14 protein-coding genes are annotated in these 21,276 nt (G+C 63.8%); 9 read left to right on the top strand and 5 right to left on the bottom strand.

What is annotated here, in order from left to right; translation table 11 throughout:
- Nucleotides 1–93: 93 nt before the first annotated feature.
- The gene (locus AC1DOG_RS02070; protein ID WP_477926624.1) at nucleotides 94–441 is read left to right on the top strand and encodes a hypothetical protein; all 348 of its coding nucleotides are present in this window, start codon (nucleotides 94–96) and stop codon (nucleotides 439–441) included.
- A 271-nt stretch (nucleotides 442–712) separates the two neighbouring features.
- Here AC1DOG_RS02070 and AC1DOG_RS02075 read toward each other — a convergent pair whose 3' ends face one another.
- Nucleotides 713–3,196, bottom strand: coding sequence for an ATP-dependent helicase (locus tag AC1DOG_RS02075; RefSeq protein WP_477926625.1), 2,484 nt, complete (start codon nucleotides 3,194–3,196; stop codon nucleotides 713–715).
- A 192-nt stretch (nucleotides 3,197–3,388) separates the two neighbouring features.
- Nucleotides 3,389–4,210, bottom strand: a complete 822-nt coding sequence (locus tag AC1DOG_RS02080; protein ID WP_477926626.1) for an alpha/beta fold hydrolase — start codon at nucleotides 4,208–4,210, stop codon at nucleotides 3,389–3,391.
- A gap of 352 nt (nucleotides 4,211–4,562) precedes the next feature.
- On the opposite strand from AC1DOG_RS02080, the gene AC1DOG_RS02085 reads away from it, so the two are divergent.
- The 4 genes from AC1DOG_RS02085 (at nucleotide 4,563) to AC1DOG_RS02100 (ending at nucleotide 11,026) form a co-directional block, all read left to right on the top strand.
- Nucleotides 4,563–5,762 carry an efflux RND transporter periplasmic adaptor subunit gene (locus AC1DOG_RS02085; RefSeq protein ID WP_477926627.1) on the top strand — a complete coding sequence of 400 codons (1,200 nt, stop codon included), beginning with the start codon at nucleotides 4,563–4,565 and terminating at the stop codon, nucleotides 5,760–5,762.
- Nucleotides 5,762–8,917, top strand: coding sequence for an efflux RND transporter permease subunit (locus AC1DOG_RS02090; protein ID WP_477926628.1), 3,156 nt, complete (start codon nucleotides 5,762–5,764; stop codon nucleotides 8,915–8,917). Before AC1DOG_RS02085 ends, AC1DOG_RS02090 begins: the two co-directional genes overlap by 1 nt.
- 267 nt (nucleotides 8,918–9,184) lie before the next feature.
- Nucleotides 9,185–10,180, top strand: a complete 996-nt coding sequence (locus AC1DOG_RS02095) for a flagellin N-terminal helical domain-containing protein (RefSeq protein WP_477926629.1) — start codon at nucleotides 9,185–9,187, stop codon at nucleotides 10,178–10,180.
- Nucleotides 10,181–10,360: 180 nt separating this feature from the next.
- The gene (locus tag AC1DOG_RS02100; protein ID WP_047505753.1) at nucleotides 10,361–11,026 is read left to right on the top strand and encodes a YiaD family glycine zipper/OmpA-like lipoprotein; all 666 of its coding nucleotides are present in this window, start codon (nucleotides 10,361–10,363) and stop codon (nucleotides 11,024–11,026) included.
- 117 nt (nucleotides 11,027–11,143) lie between these two features.
- Here the strand turns inward: AC1DOG_RS02100 and AC1DOG_RS02105 are convergent, their stop codons facing one another.
- Entirely contained in the window at nucleotides 11,144–11,551 is a 408-nt protein-coding gene (locus tag AC1DOG_RS02105) for a DUF2000 family protein (protein WP_112982604.1), read from the bottom strand.
- A 33-nt stretch (nucleotides 11,552–11,584) separates the two neighbouring features.
- On the opposite strand from AC1DOG_RS02105, the gene AC1DOG_RS02110 reads away from it, so the two are divergent.
- Nucleotides 11,585–12,484: an AraC family transcriptional regulator gene (locus AC1DOG_RS02110; protein ID WP_477926630.1), complete on the top strand. Its 900-nt coding sequence runs from the start codon at nucleotides 11,585–11,587 to the stop codon at nucleotides 12,482–12,484.
- On the opposite strand, the gene AC1DOG_RS02115 is transcribed toward AC1DOG_RS02110, so the two are convergent.
- Nucleotides 12,481–13,569 carry an AbrB family transcriptional regulator gene (locus AC1DOG_RS02115; RefSeq protein ID WP_477926631.1) on the bottom strand — a complete coding sequence of 363 codons (1,089 nt, stop codon included), beginning with the start codon at nucleotides 13,567–13,569 and terminating at the stop codon, nucleotides 12,481–12,483. The genes AC1DOG_RS02110 and AC1DOG_RS02115 overlap by 4 nt on opposite strands.
- A 157-nt stretch (nucleotides 13,570–13,726) precedes the next feature.
- On the bottom strand, nucleotides 13,727–14,629 hold the full coding sequence (locus AC1DOG_RS02120) for a LysR family transcriptional regulator (protein ID WP_477926632.1): 903 nt from the start codon (nucleotides 14,627–14,629) through the stop codon (nucleotides 13,727–13,729).
- A gap of 92 nt (nucleotides 14,630–14,721) precedes the next feature.
- Here AC1DOG_RS02120 and AC1DOG_RS02125 point away from each other — a divergent pair, with 92 nt between their 5' ends.
- The 3 genes from AC1DOG_RS02125 (at nucleotide 14,722) to AC1DOG_RS02135 (ending at nucleotide 21,271) form a co-directional block, all read left to right on the top strand.
- Entirely contained in the window at nucleotides 14,722–15,756 is a 1,035-nt protein-coding gene (locus AC1DOG_RS02125) for an aldo/keto reductase (protein ID WP_477926633.1), read from the top strand.
- A 107-nt stretch (nucleotides 15,757–15,863) separates the two neighbouring features.
- Nucleotides 15,864–17,276 (top strand): FAD-binding oxidoreductase, encoded by a 1,413-nt coding sequence (locus tag AC1DOG_RS02130; RefSeq protein ID WP_477926634.1) that lies wholly within the window; start codon nucleotides 15,864–15,866, stop codon nucleotides 17,274–17,276.
- 242 nt (nucleotides 17,277–17,518) lie between these two features.
- Nucleotides 17,519–21,271 carry an AsmA family protein gene (locus tag AC1DOG_RS02135; protein ID WP_477926883.1) on the top strand — a complete coding sequence of 1,251 codons (3,753 nt, stop codon included), beginning with the start codon at nucleotides 17,519–17,521 and terminating at the stop codon, nucleotides 21,269–21,271.
- The last annotated feature ends 5 nt before the right edge of the window (nucleotides 21,272–21,276 follow it).

Consider the following 21,276-nt stretch of genomic DNA (forward strand, 5'->3'; position numbering starts at 1 on the left):
TTTTAGTGAAGCTTTTGTAATCTTCGGCCGCTCTTGCCGTTTCGCGCGATTTCTGCCTTGCTTCGTTGAGCCGTTCAACCGAAAGCCAGAGCCATGCCCGAGCCGGATCCGGAAGAGAAGATCGACGCCACCTTCCGCAACGGCTCGCTGACCGCCGCCGGCATCATCCTGGGCTTCTGCCTCACCTTCATCAGCCGCTGGGTCTCCAACCCGAACGACTGGAGCCCGATCGACATCCTGCCGATGCTGCTGCTTGTCGTCGGCATCGCACTTCAGGTGAAGGTCTTTGCCGATCTCCTCGCGCGGGACTCGCTGATCGCGGCCAAATACGACCGTTCGCGGCGGCTGTTTCTGATCGGGCTTACGATCGTGGCAGCGGGGATCGGGCTGGCGCTGCTCAACGATATATTGGGGCTGGGGTCGATGCCGCTCTTGGGGTGAGGGGAGAAAGATGGTGAGCGGGCTCGCACCCGCTCACCCTATTCATTTCAGCTGATCACGTCCCGACGATCTTGTTGCAAGCGAGCGCGATCGCCGGGTTGCCGACGATGGCCAGTGCAAGGGACATTGCGATCAGGGATAGAGAGTAGCGTTTCATGGCATCCTCCTATTTAGGCCCGGGACTATGTGCGGGCGCGGGGAGTATGCGGGAGGTGGGCGTATATGCGAAGTCACGAAAGGGTGACGGCGGCTTGTGGCCGCCGTGTGTTGGCTAGCCGACGGCTTCGACGAACCCATCAAGCACCCGCTTCTCGCCGGCCTTGTCGAAGTCGATCGTCAGCTTGTTGCCCTCGATCATCTTGATGTTGCCGTTGCCGAACTTCATATGGAAGACGCGGTCGCCGATGGTGAATTTCGAAGGCTGGGTGGCTGTCGACTTGGCGACGAGTTCGCCGTCGATGGTGCGGGTCTTCGGGCCGCTTTCGCCGTAGCCGATGCGCTCGACCGAATGGCCGGAGCGGGACCCCCAGTTGTCGCGGGTGGCGTCGTTGCGGTTCTGCTGGGCGCGCTTCCAGCCGGGGGTGGAATAGCTATTGGCGAAGGGCTCGGCCTTGTCGAAGCGCGATTGGCCGTAGCCGCCGCGGCCGTAACCACCGTAGCTCTGCTCGACTTCGGCGACCTCGACATGAGTGTCGGGAAGTTCGTCGAGGAAGCGCGAGGGGATGGTCGATTGCCACAGGCCGTGGATGCGGCGGTTGGAGACGAACCAGATGTGGCAGCGGCGCTTGGCGCGGGTCAGCCCCACATAGGCGAGGCGGCGCTCTTCCTCGAGGCCTGCGCGGCCGGTCTCGTCGAGCGAGCGCTGGTGCGGGAAGAGGCCTTCTTCCCAGCCGGGCAGGAAGACGGTCTCGAATTCGAGGCCCTTGGCCGAGTGCAGCGTCATGATCGAGACAGCGTCGAGGTTCTCGTTCTGCTCGGCGTCCATGACCAGCGAGACGTGCTCGAGGAACCCGCGCATGGACTCGAAGCTCTCCATCGAGCGGATGAGTTCCTTCAGGTTGTCGAGGCGGGCGGGAGCGTCGGCGGTCTTGTCGGCCTTCCACATGTCGGTGTAGCCCGACTCTTCGAGGATTTGCTCGGCGAGCTCTGTATGTGATGTGTTTTCAAGCCTTTCCTGCCATCTGCGGAAAGATTGAATCACGTCGAACAGCGCCTTGCGCGCCTTCGGCTTCAGCTCGTCCGTCTCGATCATGTCTGCGGCTGCCGCCAGCATCGGGATGTCGCGGGCGCGGGCATAATCGTGCAGCGCGCGCACGGTGGTGTCGCCGAGGCCGCGCTTGGGGGTGTTGATGATGCGCTCGAAGGCGAGATCGTCGGCCGGCTGGGCGACGAGGCGGAAATAGGCCATGGCATCGCGGATTTCGAGGCGCTCGTAAAAGCGCGGGCCGCCGATGACGCGGTAGTTGAGGCCGAGCGTGACGAAGCGATCTTCGAACTCGCGCATCTGGAAGGAGGCACGCACGAGGATGGCAATGTCGTTCAGCTTGTGCTGGTTGCGCTGCAGCTGCTCGATCTCGTCGCCGATGGCGCGGGCCTCCTCTTCCGAATCCCAGGAGGCGTGGACCTGCACCTTGATATCATCAGGGTCGCGGCGGTCGGTGAACAGCGTCTTGCCGAGGCGGCCTTCATTATGGGTGATCAGGTGCGCGGCAGCACCCAGAATATGGGCGGTCGAGCGGTAGTTGCGCTCGAGCTTGATCACCTTGGCGCCGGGGAAGTCCTTCTCGAAGCGCAGGATGTTGTCCACCTCGGCGCCGCGCCAGCCGTAGATCGACTGGTCGTCGTCGCCGACGCAGCAGACGTTCTGCGGCTCGCCCTTGGGGCGCTGGGCGAGCAGGCGCAGCCACATGTACTGCGCGGTGTTGGTGTCCTGATACTCGTCGACGAGGATATAGCGGAAGCGCTGGTGGTATTCCTTGAGCAGATCGGGCGTCTTCCGGAAGATCGCGATCGGATGCATCAGGAGGTCGCCGAAATCGCAGGCGTTCAGCGTCGAGAGGCGCTGCTGGTAGGCGAAGTAGAGTTCGCGACCCTTGCCGTTTGCGAAGGCGCGCGCGTCGCCCTCGGGGATGTCGGCGGGGCCCAGGCCCTTGTTCTTCCAGGTGTCGATCATGCCGGCGAACTGCTTGGCCGGCCAGCGCTTGTCGTCGAGGCCCTCGGCCTGGATCAGCTGCTTGACGAGGCGCACGACGTCGTCGGTATCGAGAATGGTGAAATCGGAACGCAGGTTGACGAGCTCGGCGTGGCGACGCAGCAGCTTGACGCCGATCGAGTGGAAGGTGCCGAGCCACGGCATGCCCTCGACCGCGCCGCCGACCAGATGCGCGATACGCTCCTTCATCTCGCGGGCGGCCTTGTTGGTGAAGGTCACCGCCAGGATCTGCGAGGGGAAGGCGCGGTTGGTGTTCAGGATATGGGCAATGCGGGTGGTCAGCACGCGCGTCTTGCCGGTGCCGGCGCCGGCGAGCACGAGCACCGGGCCTTCCAGCGTTTCGACGGCTTCGGTCTGCTCGGGATTGAGGCCGTCGAGATAATCCGGCCGCTCCCGAGCGCCGCCACGGGCGGCCATGGCGCGGGCGGCAAGACCTCCTGATGTCGCGGCGCCGCGGGCTGGGGCTGCGGGGGCTTGCGGCTTGCGCGGCGCTTCGCCCGGCTCCTCGTCGAAGAAGGGCATATCGTCGAAACTGTTGCTCATGGCGCGTAATGTAGTGATTCGGATCGGAAAGACCAGAAAAGATGTTCTGCTTTCATTCCCGGTCCACGGGATGTTGGGTGTTGCGGTGGGGAGCGGGTGGCGTTGTGCGGCGCCTCGTGTCCATTCACGTCGAGCAAGACGAGGGCTTGGCAGGTCCTCGGGACAAGCCCGAGGACGACGGTGGAGGGTCGATCACCCCTTGATGAAGTCAAGCACATCCGCGTTGAACCGTTCCGGCTCGACCTGGGCGAGGCCGTGGGCGCTGCCTTCGTAGACCTTGAGCACGGCGCCCTTTACGATCTTCGAGGACTTCAGGGCGGCAGCTACGATCGGGACGATCTGGTCGTCGTCGCCGTGGATGAAGAGGGTCGGCTTGTCGATCTTGCGGAGGTCGTCGGTGTAATCGACCTCGGAGAATTCGTGGATGCAGTCGTATTCGCCCTTGATGCCGCCGGCCATGCCCATCAGCCAGAAGGTTTCGCGCAGGCCCTCGTTGACCTTGGCGCCGTCGCGGTTGAAGCCGTAGAAGGGCATGGAGAGGTCGCGGAAGAATTGCGAGCGGTCGAGCGCGGTGCCCTTGCGGATGCCGTCGAAGACGTTGAGCGGCAAGCCCTCGGGGTTGGCGTCAGTTTTCAGCATCAGCGGCGGAACGGCGCCGACCAGCACCACCTTGGCGACTCGCTTGGTGCCGTGGCGGCCGAGATAGTGGGCGACTTCGCCGCCGCCGGTGGAATGGCCGATCATGATCAGGTTCTTCAGGTCGAGCTTCTCGATCAGTTCGGCCAGATCGTCGGCATACTGGTCCATGTTGTTGCCGTCCCAGGTCTGGGAGGACTTGCCGTGGCTGCGGCGGTCGTGGGCGATGACGCGGTAGCCGTTCTGGCCGAAATAGAGCATCTGCGCTTCCCAGGCGTCGCCCGAAAGCGGCCAGCCATGCGAAAAGAGGATCGGCTGGCCGGTGCCCCAATCCTTGTAGAAAATCTTCGTTCCGTCCTTGGTGGTGATCTTCGGCATGCTCGTCATCCTCTTTGCGTTCGCTGTTGAATGAATGGAGCGGCGGGCGCGCTTGCGGCCCATGGCACGACGGCAGAGAACATCGGAATGATCAGAAACGAAAGCACTATTTGCCGGTCCGGCGGACATTCGCTCCTGCGGGTGCGCGCTTTTGCGAGGACGGCAACGTCAGGGCGAGATGACCGACATCAGCCGGTCACCAACAGTTGACATTACAATGCTGTAATGGGCGGCCAATTTGCTTGCCGCTGACCAGCAATCGGACAATAATTCCAGCGTTGCGCGGCGATTTGCCACGTATGCGCCTCTTTCGATCGACCCTGGACAACCTCGAGTCCCTCTGGAGACGTGAATGTCATTTTGGAAGCAGTTTACGATCTGTCTCATCGTTATCGCCGCTGGCGTTACCGGATGGGCTGTCTTTGTGCCTGGTGCGCGCGATACGCTGCGCAATGCCGGCGTTCCCGAAGCACTGGTCGGTAAAGCGATCGATCCCGATAATGTAGGCCGTGCGGCGCCGCCTGCCGCTGGCAGCGAGCAGGCGAGCAATCGTCGCTCAGGCGGCGGCAATGGTGGCGGTGGCGGTCGAAACGGCGCTGTGCTTGTCGTCACGCAGGCCGTCGTGCCAGGTGTTGTCAACGACCGGCTGGGTGCGATCGGCACGGGCGATGCGATCCGCTCGGTGGTGGTGACACCGCAGGCAAGCGGTCTCATCCGCGAAATCCTCGTGAAGTCGGGCGACCGGGTCAAGCAGGGGCAGATCATCGCCAAGCTCGACAGCGAGGAGCAGGTGATCGTCAAGGGGCAGGCGGAAGTCGCGCTGAAATCGGCGGTCGAAAAGTCCAGCCTCTACAACAATATCAAGTCCAGCGTGTCGCGCATGGATGTGTTCGATCAGGAGATCGCCGAGCAGAACGCGCGGCTGCAATTGCAGGCGGCGCAGCTGAGCCTCGACCGCCGCAATATCCTGGCGCCGATCGACGGTATCGTCGGCATCATGCCTGTCAATATCGGCGACAACGTCTCGACGACGACGCCGATAGTGACGCTCGACGATCGCACGGAAATCCTTGTCGACTACTGGGTGCCGGAGCGTTTCGCCAATACGGTCAAGGTCGGCCAGGCGGTCGAGGCGACGTCGGTGGCGCGGCCTGGGCAGGTGTTTTCGGGTGCGGTCGAGGCGATCGACAACCGCGTCGATCCGGCGAGCCGTACGCTCCGGATGCGGGCGCGCATCAACAATGCGGCCGACGAGCTGCGCGCCGGCATGTCGTTCAGCGTCGGCATGCGGTTCGATGGCGATCAGTATCCGGCGGTCGATCCGCAATCGGTGCAGTGGGATTCGCAAGGCTCCTTCGTCTGGCGCGTGGCCGAGCAGAAGTCGCACAAGGTGCGCGTCAGCATCGTTCAGCGCAATCCTGACTATGTGCTGGTCAAGGGCAACCTCGATAATGGCGACCTGATCGTCACGCAGGGCCTGCAGCGGGTGCGCGAGGGCGGGCCGGTGCGCTCCGAAGGGGGCGAACTGGCCGCCAAGGAGCCCGTCACCTGATGAGCGAGAGCGGCACCCATAATAACACGCCTTCGGGCAAGCAGACGTTCACGGCGCTTTTCGTGCGCCGGCCGATCCTGGCCCTGGTGTTCAACACGCTGATGATCGTTGCGGGTCTCGCCGCCTATGTCGGCATCGAGGTGCGCGAGCTGCCTGACGTCGATCGGCCGGTCGTGACCGTGCGCACCACCTTCGACGGCGCGTCGCCGCAGACGATCGACCAGGAGGTGACCAAGGTCATCGAGGGCGCATCGGCTCGCGTCAGCGGGCTGAAGTCGATCTCGTCGAGCTCGCAGTTCGGCCAGAGCCGGGTGACGCTGGAGTTTTCGGATACGGTGGATCTGGCGGTTGCCGCCAACGACGTGCGTGATGCGATCGGGCGGATCACCGACCGGCTGCCTGACGACGCCGACGCGCCGCAGATCGTCAAGGCTGACTCGGATTCGCAGCCGATCATGCGTCTCGCCGTCACCTCCACCAAGCTCAACATGGACGACCTGACGCTGCTCGTCGACAACGAGGTGATCGACCGGCTGGCCTCCGTCGACGGCGTTGCCGATGTCGAGAGCTATGGCGACCAGGAGAAGGTGTTTCGGGTCGACGTCGATCAGTCGGAGCTCGCAAGCCGCGGGCTGACGATCGGCGATCTCACCAATGCGCTGTCGAATGCAGCGCTCGACGTGCCGGCCGGCTCGCTGAAGAGCCCGACGCAGAATATCGTGGTGCGAGCCACCGCCAGCCTACAGAAGCCCGAGGATTTCGCCAACGTGATGCTGCTAGACCGCGTGCGTCTCGGCGATGTGGCGACCGTGACGCTCGGGCCGCGCGATGGGCAGACCGCGTTGCGCTCGAACGGGGTGCCCGGCATCGGTCTCGGCGTCATCCGCCAGGCGCAGTCGAATACGCTCAATATCTCCAACGGCATCAAGGCCGCGGTCGAGCAGCTGTCGAAGACGTTGCCCGAGGGTACCAGGATCGCCATCACCAGCGATGACGCGGTATTCATCCAGGGCGCCATCCACGAAGTGGTGCTGGCGCTGGTGCTGGCCGCCGTCATCGTCACCGCCGTCATCTATCTCTTCCTGCGCGACTGGCGGGCGACGATCATTCCGGCGGTGAGCATGCCGGTGGCGCTGATCGGCACGCTGGCGGCGATCTACATGGTCGGTTTCTCGATCAATATCCTGACGCTGCTGGCAATCGTGCTCGCGACCGGTCTCGTGGTCGACGACGCCATCGTGGTGCTTGAGAACATCGTGCGCCGGCGCGCGCAGGGCATGGGGCCGCGCGCGGCTGCCGTCCTTGGCACGCGCGAGGTGTTTTTCGCTGTTATCGCGACGACGGCGACGCTGGCCGCCGTGTTCATTCCGCTGTCGTTCCTGCCGGGGCAGGTCGGTGGCCTGTTCCGCGAGTTCGGCTTCGTGCTCGCGTTTTCGGTCGGCCTGTCATCGCTGGTGGCGCTGACGCTTTGCCCGATGATGGCGTCGCGGATGCTGACACGGGAGATGAAAGAGGATCACGGGATGCTCGGCCGCTTCGGCGACCGGTTTTCCAGCGCCTATGAATGGTGCCTGCAGCGCTGCCTGAATGCGCCCTTCGTGGTCATCGTGTTCTCGGTGATCTTCGCCGGTGCCGCCGTCGTGGCCTTTACCGGCGTGAAGAGCGAGCTGACGCCCAACGAGGACCGTGCGATGGTGATGATGCGGCTGACGACGCCGCAGGGATCGAGCCTCGAATATACGCGCGACAAGCTGCAGTTGGTCGAAGAGTATTTGCAGCCGCTCGTCGATAGCGGCGATATCCGCAACGTCTTCTCCGTCTCCGGGCAGAATGGGCAGGCCAATAGCGGCTTCATGGTGCTGACGCTGGCGCCCTGGGGCGAGCGCGAGCGCACGCAGAACGAAATCGTCGCCGACATCAATCGCGCGGCGCTGAAGGTTCCGGCGTTGCGCGGCAATGCCATCCAGTCCAACAGCCTGCGCATTCGCGGCGCCGGCAACGGGTTGCAGATGGCGCTGATCGGCAGTGATTACGATGCGCTGACGCAATCGGCGCTGAAGCTGGTGCAGGCGCTGGACGCGACGGGCCGCTACGACACGCCGCGCCTCGCCAACGAGCCGACGCAGGCGCAGGTGTCGATCTCGATCGATCGCGAGCGGGCGTCCGACCTCGGCATCAACATCACCGGCCTGTCGACCGCCATCCAGTCGCTGCTGGAAGGGCGCTCCGTCGTCGACGTCTTCGTCAAGGGCGATGCCTATCCGGTGCTCTTGACCTCGAACACACGGCCGCTCGACGATCCGACGGATCTGGAGAACGTGTTCCTGAAAACCGGCGACGGCAAGATCGTGCCGATGTCGGTCATCGCCTCGCTGGAAGAGGGCGCCGTTGCGCCGCAGCTCAATCGCGAGCAGCAGCTGGCGTCGGTGGCGATCACGGCTGGGCTGAAGGATGGCGTGTCGCTTGGCGATGCGGTGAAAGAGGCCGTGACGCTGGCCGGACCGCTGCTTCCCTCGGGTGCGCGGCTGATGCCGCTCGCGGAAGCGGCGACGCTGGAAGAAAACGCCAACGGCATGGCGCTGACCTTCGGTTTCGCCATCATCATCATCTTCCTGGTGCTGGCGGCGCAGTTCGAGAGCATGCTCTCATCCGTGATCATCATGTCGACGGTGCCGCTGGGGCTTGCCTGCGCGGTCTTCGCGCTTGTGATCACCGGTTCCAGCCTCAATATCTACAGCCAGATCGGCCTGGTGCTGCTTGTCGGCGTCATGGCCAAGAACGGCATCCTGATCGTSGAGTTCGCCAACCARCTGCGCGATCAGGGCGAGGAAGTCAGGGCGTCGATCGAGAAGGCCTGTGCGCTGCGTCTGCGTCCCGTCATGATGACGATGATCGCCACCATCCTCGGCGGCGTGCCGCTGGTCTTCGCGCATGGCGCGGGTGCCGAAGCGCGCGTGGCGCTCGGATGGGTGATCGTCGGCGGGCTTGGCTTCGCGACGCTGGTGACGCTGTTCATCACGCCCGTCGCCTATCTGCTGATCGCCCGCTTCGCCAAGCCGCATGCGCATGAAGAGGCACGGTTGCATCAGGAGATGGAACATGCCGAGCGGCCGAAAATCGTCGCCGCGCGGGATCAGCTCGAAGCTGCCGAGTGATAATCGCCGCCCGGCGCCTGTGCCCTCGGGCCGGGTGCGGGCGGCGTTCTCGTATGGTTTCCGATCGGTTGCGTAACACGCTAAATTAATTGCAGCTTTTAGCTGTTTTTTAAGCATAAGCCGTAATCATTGCTGTCGATACCGATAGTCCTCCAGCGTTCTTGGAGGCTGCGCGGCGCCGCTGTTTTGGCGCCCCCGAACATGAGTGTTCGCGGCACCGGTTCATTTGTACCTGTTGCGTATTGTTGTGTTCGGAGTTCTGTATCCGTGAGTATTTATCGGCGCACTTCGGTGGATGCCGCGCTTTATGTATTGCGCGACATCGGGAATAAACTGACGACGACCCAGAGGCAGGTCTCCACCGGCCTCCGGGTCGAGCGCGCCTCGGATAATGGCGCCTATTGGGCAATCAGCTCGACATTGAAAAGCGACCAGAGGGCTCAGTCGGCGGTGCGCGACGCGCTTGGGCTGGCCGCCGCGACGATGGACACGGCCTATACTGCCGTTGGCGAATCGACCGATCTCGTCAGCCAGATCAAGGCCAAGCTCGTGGCCGCCACCGAGGATGGCGTCGACAAGGACAAGATCAATCTCGATATCACGCATCTGAAAGATCAGCTTCGTTCCGTTTCCGCGGCGGCGAGCTTCAATAACGACAATTGGGTGGCGATCGACGATGGCGACGATCCGGCCAAGCCGCGTGAGATTCCGGCATCGTTTACAAGGCATCCCGATGGAAGCGTCGAAATCGGAACGCTGAGCTACGAGGTCGATATCGCGCCTGTGGGATCGACGACATCCAAGGACGCGCGTTATCTGATCGACGATCGGACCACGGGGTCGGGCGAATATGGTGCGTTGACCTCGCAGTATTTCGCGACGGAAGCCGGCGCCTCGAAGAACTATGTGATGCTCGCCAGCGCCGGCAATACGGCAGGGCAGGTCGAGATCGGCGTGTCGTCGAGCACGAGCACCGCTGAGGTGAAGGAGATGGTCTCCGTCGTCGACAAGATGCTCGGGCAGATGACGACGATCGGCTCGTCTTTCGGCGCGCTGGAGAAGCGCATCAGCCTGCAGAGCGACTTCGCGCAGACCCTGGGCGATGCCTTCGCGCGGGGTATGAGCAGATTGATCGATGCCGACATGGAGGAGCAATCGAGCCGGCTCGCGGCGCTGCAGACGCAAGAGCAGCTGGGCCTGCAATCGCTCAACATCGCAAACGCCACCTACGATACGGTGCGGCAGCTGTTCCAGAACTTCTGACGCCGCATAGCTTGCGCGATTTCGACACCGGCGTCGCCAACGCCGGTGACTTTTTCGGGAGTTCCGGCTCTAAGGCTGTGCAATCCATCGATTTTCCAGTATTCAGGGCGCGCGCTTCATCTTCTTGCCGCATTCCTTAACACTGCTCGCATCACCATCGAATTGGAGATACGCCTGTCCATGATCAAGAAATTCATCCTTCTCGCCGTTGCCGCGACCTACCTCAGCGCCTGCACGACGACAGATCCGTATACGGGCCAGCAGAAGATGTCGAACACATCGGGCGGCGCACTGCTCGGCGCTGGCGTCGGCGCATTGGCGGGTCTGGCTGTCGGCGGTTCGCCGGTCGGTCGACGTAACGCGGCGCTGATCGGCGCCGGTGTCGGCGCTCTCGCCGGCGGCGCGATCGGCAACTACATGGACCAGCAGGAGTCGGAACTGCGCGCGCAGCTCCAGGGCACCGGCATCTCCGTCACCCGCAACGGCGACAACATCATCCTCAACATGCCGTCGAACATCACCTTCGACGTCGACCAGGACGCCGTGAAGCCGGGCTTCTACCCGACGCTGAACTCGGTGGCGATCGTGCTGCGCAAGTTCAACCGCACGCTGATCGACGTCAACGGTCACACCGATTCGACCGGCAGCCTGCAGCACAACCAGGATCTGTCGCAGCGCCGTGCAGAGTCCGTTGCCGGCTATCTCGGCGGCCAGGGTATCGACCAGCGCCGCATGTCGGCCGTCGGCTTCGGCCCGTCGCAGCCGGTGGCTTCCAACGCCTCGGAAGCCGGACGCGCGCAGAACCGCCGCGTCGAAATCCAGATCGCGCCGATCACCCAGAGCTGATCGGGCTCGATCGAGAGTTAAAGCGGCCGGGCTCGATGCCCGGCCGTTTTGCGTTAGAGTCGTTTAAATTACGCAATTCCGGACGGAAAACCGCTTCACACTTTTCCTGGCATTGCTTCAAGGGTGCATGACCGCGCCCTTGGTGATCTTGTCGACGATCTTCTTGTCGGCGCGGATCGCGATGCCGACCACCTTGGCGTCATCGGGCGCGTATTGCGCGAAAACAGCGCGGTTGGCGGCGTCGTGGCCGGTCGCAAACATCTCCTCGATGAAGAGCGACGCGGTGATGCCGCGCTCCAGCGTGCGGCGGTGGATGGTGGACATGGTCTCCTCGGGCGCCGCCAGAACGATGATCGGCTGGATCGACAGCGGGTTGTAGAGATTGCCCGAGCGGTCCTTGTAGGCGTCGCCGATGATCTCGGGGTTCTGGCCGGTGATGCCGCTCATAAGAAAGGCCGTGACATTCAGCGTCTGCCAGGATGGAAGATTGTTTCGCAGCACGATCGCAATTTTGGTATCAAACATTCCGGTCTCTTTTCATGCGGGTTTTGACGTCGGTTGGACCAGAATCTAAGCCATCACGCCCTTGAGGGTCTTGAACGTTTGTGCACGGAGCCCGGCGCCGACGGTCGCGCGATAGCACCGGGCGCGATTGCGCCTGGGATCGTCACCGCGCCTGCCTTTCCAGGCATCGAGCGCATCGAAGCGAACTTCGCCGGGAACGCATTCGAGCCGCATCGTCACGATACTTATGCGCTTGGGGTGACGCTCAAGGGCGTGCAGACCTTTTCCTATCGCGGCGAGCGGCGTTTCAGCATGCCGGGGCAGGTGATCGTGCTGCATCCCGACGAGGAGCATGATGGCGGGGCGGGCACGGATCATGGGCTGCAATACCGCATGCTCTATCTGGAGCCGTCGCTTCTTTTCGACTGCCTGGAGGCGGCGCGTATCGGCTTGCCCTTCGTCGATCAGCCAGTATTCGACGATCCCGTGCTTGCAGGGACGTTTCTGGGGGCGCTGAGTGAATTGGACCGGGAGTTGGATGAACTCTTCGTCGACGACTTCGTGTCACGCGTGGCGGGTGGTCTCGCGCGGCATGCGGGTACTCCGCGTCGACCGCTTGGCAGCATTGCCTGGCAACGGGCGAGACTGGCGCGGGATTATCTAGAGGCGCATGCGACGCGGCCGGTGACGTCGGCCGAACTAGAGGCCGTGACGGGGCTCGACCGGTTTCAGTTGGCGCGGCATTTCCGGGCAGCATTCGCGACCAGCCCGCACCGCTATCTCCTCATGCGGCGGCTGCAGCAGGCGCGCGCGATGATCGGGGCCGGGCAGGCGCTTGCGGAGGCGGCGTTCGCCACCGGCTTTGCCGATCAGAGCCATTTCAACCGGCATTTCAAGAAGGCATACGGCATGACGCCCGGCCAATGGGCGGGGCTGAGGCGAGACCTTTTCTAGGCCGGATTTTCCGCAAGGCCGGAGCGCCGGGCAATGAAGCGGGCAAGCATGGGGCCGGTGAACAGGATGATCAGGAAGCGGCCGGTCTGCATGGCCATCACGAAGGGGACGTCGACGTCACTGGAGGCCGCGATGATGGCGACGGAATCGGCGCCACCCGGGCTGGTGGCGAGATAGGCGGTCAGTGGATCGACACCGGCGAAGACATGCAGCGCATAGGCCATGCAGCCGCATAGAGACATCAGAAACAGGATCGAGGCGGCGACGCGCGGCAGGGCGCGGGCGGCATGGGCGATGATTCCGCGGGTAAAGCGTAGGCCGATGCTCCAGCCGATCAAGGCGTAGCTGATCGCCAGCAGCCACATGGGCAGCTCGATCTTCAACAGGCCGAAGCCCTGCAGCAGCGAGCCGACGACGAGCGGCACGATGATGGTGCCGCCGGGTATGCGGAAGCGGACAGCACAAAAGGCCGAGACGATCGTCAGCGCGACGGTTGCGGCAAGCGCCGGCCAGTCGATCGGCGGAAACATGATGAGCGGCGGCGGCTCGCCACCATCGGCTGCGACCCAGAGCCGCGCGACGACGGAGGCTGCGACCGCCACGAAGACGACGCGCAGATATTGCATGAAGGCGACGAGGCGGGCGTCCGCGCCATAGGCTTCCGACATGATGACCATCGCCGATGCGGCACCCGGCGACGAGCCCCAGACCGCTGTCGTGCCTGGGAGCACCTGCCAGCGGGTCAAGAGCCAGCCGAGCAGACCGGCGGCGGCGATGACGGCGAAGATCATGGAGAGGAAGAGCGGCGCGTCGGTCGCCATCGTCTGCAGGATGTCGACGGTGATGGCGCGGGCCATCATGAAGCCGACCAGCGCCTGGCCGAAAAGCAGCGGCGCGCGCGGGACGCGCAGCGATCCCTGGCCGATCGATACGGCCAGCACGATGGCGGCGACCATCGGGCCGATCAGCAGCGAGGCGGGCAGGCCGAGCATTTCCAGGCCGATGACAAGAATGGTGGAGAGCGCAAGCAGGAATGCCCAGCGCGGCAGGCTGGCGGTTCGGAGTTTGCGGCTGGCGTCTTTCAACGGCTTATCCGATGCATGTCTTGCCAATGCTGATGACGGGTCGATGCGACGTCTGGGGGAGCGGCAGAGGCTTTGCTGGAAAATCGGCGGGCGCCGATGGCGTGCCGTGGGTATAGGCGCCGTCCGCGCATGGGGTCAATTGCGAATTCTTGGGGTCCTACATCCTGACGTTTGCGGCGAGGAAATCGAGCAGCGCGCGCACCCGCGCCGGTAGCGGGCCGCCTTGGCCGATATAGACGGCGTGGAATTCCTCTGTGTCGCCGGGGTTGACGTCTTCGAGGAGCGGGATCAGACGGCCGGCCTTGATGTCTGCGCGGACGGTGAAGCGGGCGAGGCGGCCGAGGCCGGCGCCCGACAAGGCCATGTGCCGCATCGCCTCGCCATCGGCGACCTGGATACCTGGTGTGAGAGGTAGCCGGATGACGTCGACGCCATCGCGCATCGGCCAACCCTCGACGCTGCGGGCATAGGAGAGGCCGATGCGGCGGTGGTGTTCGAGATCGGACACGGTGGTGGGTGTGCCGTGTATTTCCAAGTAACCGGGCGAGGCGACGATGACCATATCCGTCGCCCCAAGCTTGCGGGCGATCAGCGTGGAGCTCTTCAGCGGTCCGGCGCGGATGGCGACGTCGGCGCGGTCGTCGAGGAGGTCGACGACCCTGTCGGTGTGGGAGATATCGAGCGTGATCCTGGGGTGCAGCGCGAGGAAATCCGAGACGAGCGGCGCCAGGATGTGATTGCCGAAGGAGGCGCTGGTGTTGATGCGGACCGGGCCGGCGGCCAGTTCTCCCGATGACGCCGAGCGCTCGGCTTCGGCGATATCGGCGAGGATGGTGACGCTGCGCTCATAAAAGGCGCAGCCCTCGGGCGTGAGTTGCAGCTTGCGGGTGGAGCGATTGACGAGGCGGGCGCCGAGCCGGGCTTCGAGCCGCGCGACCAGCTTGCTGACGGCCGATGGCGTCATGCGGCAGGCATGAGCTGCAGCGGTGAAGCCGCCCAGTTCGACGGCGCGGACGAAGACTTCCATCTCTCCGGAGCGGTTGATGTCCTGTCTGCTCATGATGACTTCAATTCATGAATTGTGTTCCTGAAGGCAATCTATTTCATCGTGTGTGAAGTGTCTATCTCTGGTGAAGAAACAGGAGACAGACCATGGAATACAGACAGCTTGGTGCATCCGGCCTTCGAGTGCCGGTTTTGAGTTTCGGCGCGGGCACATTCGGCGGATCGGGGCCGCTGTTCGGTGCCTGGGGCAATACCACGGGCGCCGAGGCGTCGCGGATGGTGGATATCGCGATCGAGGCGGGGGTGACGCTGTTCGATACCGCCGACGTCTATTCGGGGGGCGCGTCGGAGGAGGTGCTTGGCCACGCGATCAAGGGCAGGCGCGATCAAGTTTTGATCTCCACCAAGACCGCTTTGCCGGTGGGGGATGGACCTGGCGATTGGGGGACGTCGCGTGCGAGATTGCTGCGGGCGACGGATGCGGCGTTGAAGCGGCTTGGCACCGATTATGTCGACCTGCTGCAGCTGCACGCCTTCGACGCTTCGACGCCGATCGAGGAGGTGCTGTCGACGGTGGAGCAGCTGATCGATGCCGGGAAGATCCGCTATATCGGCGTCTCCAACTTCTCCGGATGGCAGCTGATGAAGTCGCTCGGCGTGTCCGCTCAGCATGGCTATCCGCGCTATGTGGCGCATCAGGTCTACTACTCGCTGGCCGGCCGCGACTACGAGTGGGAGCTGATGCCGCTCGCCGCCGACCAGGGCGTCGGAGCACTGGTGTGGAGCCCGCTTGCCTGGGGGCGGTTGACCGGGAAGATCAGGCGCGGGCAGCCTTTGCCGGAGGGAAGCCGGCTGCACCAGACGGCGGAATACGGGCCTCCCGTCGATGATGAGAAGCTCTACGACATCGTCGATGCTCTCGACATCGTGGCCGAGGAAACCGGCAAGACCGTGCCGCAGATCGCGCTCAACTGGCTGATCGGCCGCCCGACGGTATCGAGCGTGATCATCGGCGCGCGTAACGAGGAGCAGCTGCGGCAGAACCTCGGGGCTGTCGGCTGGTCGCTGTCGAAAGAGCAGGTCGAGCGGCTCGACAAGGCGAGTGCCGTCAGCGCGCCTTATCCTTATTTTCCGTATCAGCGGCAGGAGGGTTTCGCACGATTGAACCCGTCGCTCGTCTGAGCTCGGTGATGGCCGTACCGCTGCGGCTATTCTGCTACTAGACAGCCGCCATCTCTTGTCTCATACCAACCTGCCTCCCAGGCAACGACGGTAAGGAGATCAAAGAGATGGCGCTCAAAGACGCAAAGGCTGGCACACGCAACGAGGCGGGTATCGCCAGCGTTCTCGGCATCCTGAAACAGAGCTTCGGCGAGCGCTTCCAGACCGGCCAGTCGTTTCGCGAGCAGCATGCGCACACAACCACCTACATTCCCTCGCAGCTGCCGGATGGCGTGCTCTTTGCCGAAAGCGCCGATGATGTGAAGGCGGTCGTGAAGGTCTGCGCCGAGCACAAGGTTCCTGTCATCGGCTTCGGCACCGGCTCGTCGCTAGAAGGGCAGGTCAATGCGCCGAATGGCGGCATTTCGATCGATTTCAGCCGGATGAACCGGGTGCTCGAGGTCAACATGGAAGACCTCGACTGCACCGTCGAGCCGGGCGTCACCCGCGAGGACCTCAACACCTACCTGCGCGACACCGGCCTGTTTTTCCCGATCGATCCCGGCGCCAACGCCTCGATCGGCGGCATGACGGCGACGCGGGCATCCGGCACCAACGCCGTGCGCTACGGCACGATGAAGGACAACGTGCTTTCGGTCACCGCCGTCACCGCCAACGGCGAGGAAATCCGCACGGCGCGGCGCGCCCGCAAATCCTCCGCCGGCTATGATCTGACGCGGCTTTTCGTTGGGTCCGAGGGTACGCTCGGTATCCTGACGTCTGTGACGCTGCGGCTGCAGGGCATTCCGCAGAAGATCGGCGGCGGCGTCTGTGCGTTTCCGACGGTGCGTGCTGCCTGCGACGCGGTGATCATGACGATCCAGATGGGCGTTCCGGTCGCGCGCATCGAGCTTCTGGATGCCCTGCAGATTCGCGCCTGCAACGCCTATTCGAAACTGAACTACGACGAGAAGCCGACGCTGTTCGTCGAGTTCCACGGCACTGACGAAACGGTCGCGCTGCAGTCGGCGCAGTTCGGCGAGATCGCGGCCGAGTGCGGCGGCGGCGAGTTCGCCTGGACCGTCAACGCCGAGGAGCGCAACAAGCTCTGGAAAGCCCGCCACGATGCCTATTGGGCTTCGCGCGCGCTGGCGCCGGAGATGGCGGCGCTGTCGACCGACGTCTGCGTGCCGATCTCGCGCCTGGCGGATTGCATCGGCGAGACGCAGGTCGATATCGAGGAGCATGGCTTGCTGGCGATGATCGTCGGCCACGCCGGCGACGGAAACTTTCACGTGCTGCTCTTGTTCGATGACAAGACGGAGGAGGGGATCGCCGTTGCCGAGGGCTTCGTTTCGCGGCTCAACAAGCGCGCGCTTGCGATGGACGGCACCTGCACTGGCGAACACGGTATCGGCCAGGGCAAGATGGCGTTTCTCGAAGAGGAACTTGGGGGCGCGGTCGATCTGATGCGCCAGGTCAAGCATGCGCTCGACCCGGATAACATCTTCAATCCGGGCAAGATTTTCCATTCTGCCTGAAAATCAACACTCTGTTTTGATCTTGGCTTGCTTGCGGCATGAATGCCGATAGGGATTAAGAACAGCGTAGCGAATCGGAGCGCCGCCGGTAAAGCGCGGGCGTAACAAGGAATTGCGCGGTTTGTTGCCTGAAAGCGGCTTCACACGCTTCGGGTTGATGATTTAGGGTCAAAACTCGATCGGGTTTCCTGATCGAGTTTGGCCTTGTGTCCGCGGTGTAGCCCGAATGGAGAATGATTGACTTGGTAGGCCGGTTTCTCGTCGTACTGGGTGGTGTGGTTGTCGTGGCGCTGTTCGTGGCGCTGTTCGCGCCTATGTTCATCGATTGGACCGGCTTCCGACAGAATTTCGAGGATCAGGCCAGCCGCATCATCGGCAAGAAGGTCGTGGTCCACGGCGCGGTCGATGCCCGCCTTTTGCCGTTCCCCTCGGTGACGATGCATGACGTGCGCGTCGGCCAGGAGCAGGACGGCTCGCCGATCGTGCAGGTCGAGCAGTTTTCCATGGATGCGGAACTGGCGCCGTTCCTCTCGGGCGAGGCGCTGATCTTCGACATGCGCGTGGTCAACCCCAAGGTCAAGCTGCGGCTCTTGAAGGATGGCACGCTCGACTGGACGCGCGGCAGCCAGCCGGAAATCCCCGCCAAGACGGTGGTTCTCGAAAACGTGCATGTCAGCGGCGGCGATGTTCAATTCATCGACGATCAATCGGGCCGCACGCGTCTGGTGACCGGGGTCAACGCCGAAATGTCGGCGAAATCGCTGGCCGGGCCGTGGCGGATCGAGGGTGATGCGGCGCTTGACGGCGAGCACGGCAATTTCCTCATCTCCAGCAACCAGCTGGACGAGAACGGCGTTCTGAGGATGCGCACCCGGCTGCAGCCGGACAAGCATCCTGTTTCGGTCGATCTAGACGGCGAGCTGAAGCTTGTGGACCGAAAGCCCAACTACCAGGGCACGATGTCGGCGCAGATCGAGCGCACGGGCACCAACCAGGCCAAGGGCACGGACAAGAGCCAGCCGCCGCGGCTGAAGGGCAAGTTCGAGCTTACCAACGAGAGCATCCGCATCCCCGAATACCGCCTGGAGATCGGCGCGGTCGAGGACCCCTATGTGGTCACCGGCGAGGCGACGCTCGATACCGGCGTGAAGCCGCAGTTCCTGCTCACCGCCGATGGCCAGCAGATCGACGTCAATCGCATCGGCAACCAGGGTTCCGGCGGCAAGACCTCGCGCGATCCGAGCCTTTCGGCCAAGCAGAGGCTGAATGCGCTGATCCAGATCATCGCGCAGATCCCGGTGCCGCAGGTGCCCGGCAAGGCAAGCGTGCGGCTGCCGGCGATTGTTGCTGGTGATACCACCATTCGCGACGTGCAGCTCGACCTGGAGCCGGCCGGCAGCGGCTGGACGATCGATCACGCCTTCGGCACGCTGCCGGGGCGTACGCTGGTCGAGGGTAACGGTCAGCTGACGCTGCAGGGCCAGCCGTCCTTCAAGGGGGCGATCACCGTCGCCTCGAAGCAGCCGACGGGGCTTGCCTCGTGGCTCTCGGGTGATGTCGATCCGGCGATACGGTCGCTGCAGCAGGCCGGTTTTTCGGCGAACGTGAACCTCACCCACGAGCGGCAGACGTTCGATGATCTCGAGATCGCGGTTGGTCCCGCGACGCTGAAGGGCAGGCTCGACCGCCAGGCGGTGCCGAACCAGGCGCCGACGCTTGATGTCGCGCTTGCGGGCGATGCGTTGGATCTCGATGCGCTCCGAGCGCTGACCGGCCTGTTTACCGGGCAGGATGCTGGCAATAACGTTCTCGATCACAAGATCAAGGCGCAGCTCAAGGCCGACAAGTTCACGGCCTTTGGTGTCGAAGCGGGCGATGTGGAGACCAGCTTCACGATCGCCGATGGCGCGCTCGGCGTGGACAAGCTTTCCGTGAAGAACCTGGCGGGCGCCGAGTTCACGGCGACCGGCCGCGCCGAGGGCTCGCTGCTCGACTACAAAGGCTCGGGCGAGATCACCTTCAAGGCGGCCGATCCCGGTCCGTTCTTCACCATGCTGAAGCAGAAGCTGCCGCAGCACCCCGTCATGGACCGGCTGGTGCGCAATGCGGCCTGGTACACGAATACGGCGCTGCGCGGCGCGGTCACGCTTGGCAGCGATCAGGACAACGGGCTCTCGGTGACGCTTGCCGGTGTCGCCAATGGCAGCCGCGTGAACCTCGATTACCGCATGTCCGACCTTCTGGCGCTGACCGGCAAGGGCACGACGAGCCTCGAGGCGACGCTTGAGAACAATGTGACCTCGGTGCTGTTCGGGCAGGCGGGGCTTGATCCGTTGCCTGTCGACGCGGATGCGAATGGCCGCATGACGCTGAAGGTGCAGGCGGAGGGGACCGATCCCGCCGATGCCAACCTGACATTCGCCACGGACCGCACCTCGTTTACCGCCGCCGGCAAGGTCGATATCCGGCCGCAGAGCTTCATGAACGGGCAGCTGGCGCTGTCGCTAGAGAGCGCCGACCTCGACCCTTATCTCGTCATGAACGGCATCGGCGTGCCGCAGATGGGCACCGGCCTGCCGTTCAAGCTGACGACGACGGCGGCGATCGATGGCGACAAGGTCGCCTTCGGCAACATTGCCGGCCATGCGGCGGACAATGAATTCACCGGCGCGATGACGCTTGATCGCAAGGCAGAGCGGACGACGGCCTCGGGCGATCTCGCCTTGACGAAGGCCGATGCCACCTGGCTTGGCGAGGCGGTCTACGGGCCGATGACGGATCCCGCGAACGGCAACCTGCTCGCGGCACCGCTCGGCATTCCCGTGTTCAAGGACATGGATGTCAACCTGAAGCTTAACGCCAAGCAGTTCTGGCTCGGCTGGTCCAATCCGATCACCGATTTCACTTCCAACGTCGCCTACAAGGGTGACGAGCTGCAGCTGAACGACATGAAGGGCAATTGGGACGGCGGCACTGTCGATGCCAATGTGAAGTTCACCAATGCCGATGGAACCGGCTTCCTGCAGACCAAGCTTGCGCTTGCCGATGCCGATCTCGGCGGTGTGGTGTGGCAGCGGGACGGCGGTTCGCCTGTGGCCAGCGGCAAGTTCGGGCTGGCGCTGTCGATGGAAGCATCGGGCAAGTCGATGAAGGATATCGCAAGCTCGCTAAACGGTTCCGGCGAGATGAAGCTCGGCGATACCAGCGTGCGCGGTCTCAATCTCGGCATGCTGGCGCCGCTTCTGTCGGCGACCGATCCGATGCAGGATCAGCTGAACGCCGGCAAGGTGCATCCGATCGTCGAGACGCTGCTCAACAACGGCGAGGCGAAGCTGCCGGCGACGGCGGTGCCGTTCAACGTCACGGACGGGGTGCTGAGGGTCCAGAACGTGACTGTCGCCACCGACCAGGCAACGCTGACGGGCAATGCGCAGATCGATCTGCCGCAGGAGCGGATCAACGCGTCTCTCGACATCAACCTCAATCCGATGGGCGAGGCGCTGACCGGCGCCGATCCGTCGATCCGGCTCGATTTCTCCGGCGTTCTCGGATCGCCGGGCCGGGTGATGGATGTCACCGATATCACCGGTTACCTGTCTCTGCGCGCCTTCGAGCGCGAGCGCCGGCGGGTTGAGAAACTGCAGTCGAACGTTCTCGAACAGCAGCGTCTGCGCCGCGAAGTGTCGCTCGCCAAGTTCAACGATCAGGAGCGCGAGAAGGCCGCCGCCATCGAGGCGCAGCGTAAGGCGGAAGAGGAGCGGCTGAGGCTGCTCGCGACACAGCAGGCCGAGCGCGATCAGGCGGCAGCCGCCGCCAAGGCCGAAGCTGAAGCCAAGGCGCAGGCGGAAGCCGCCGCGAAGGCCAAGGCGGAAGCGGATGCCAAGGCTGCGGCCGAGGCGGCACGCCGGGCGCAGGAGCAACTGATCACGCCGCCGCAGAATTCGTTGAACTTCAATACGGTGCCGGGTTTGCCGGGCGTGCAGGTTCCGCAATAACGTTC

This window comes from Rhizobium sp. 01N48 (genome assembly GCF_056399145.1).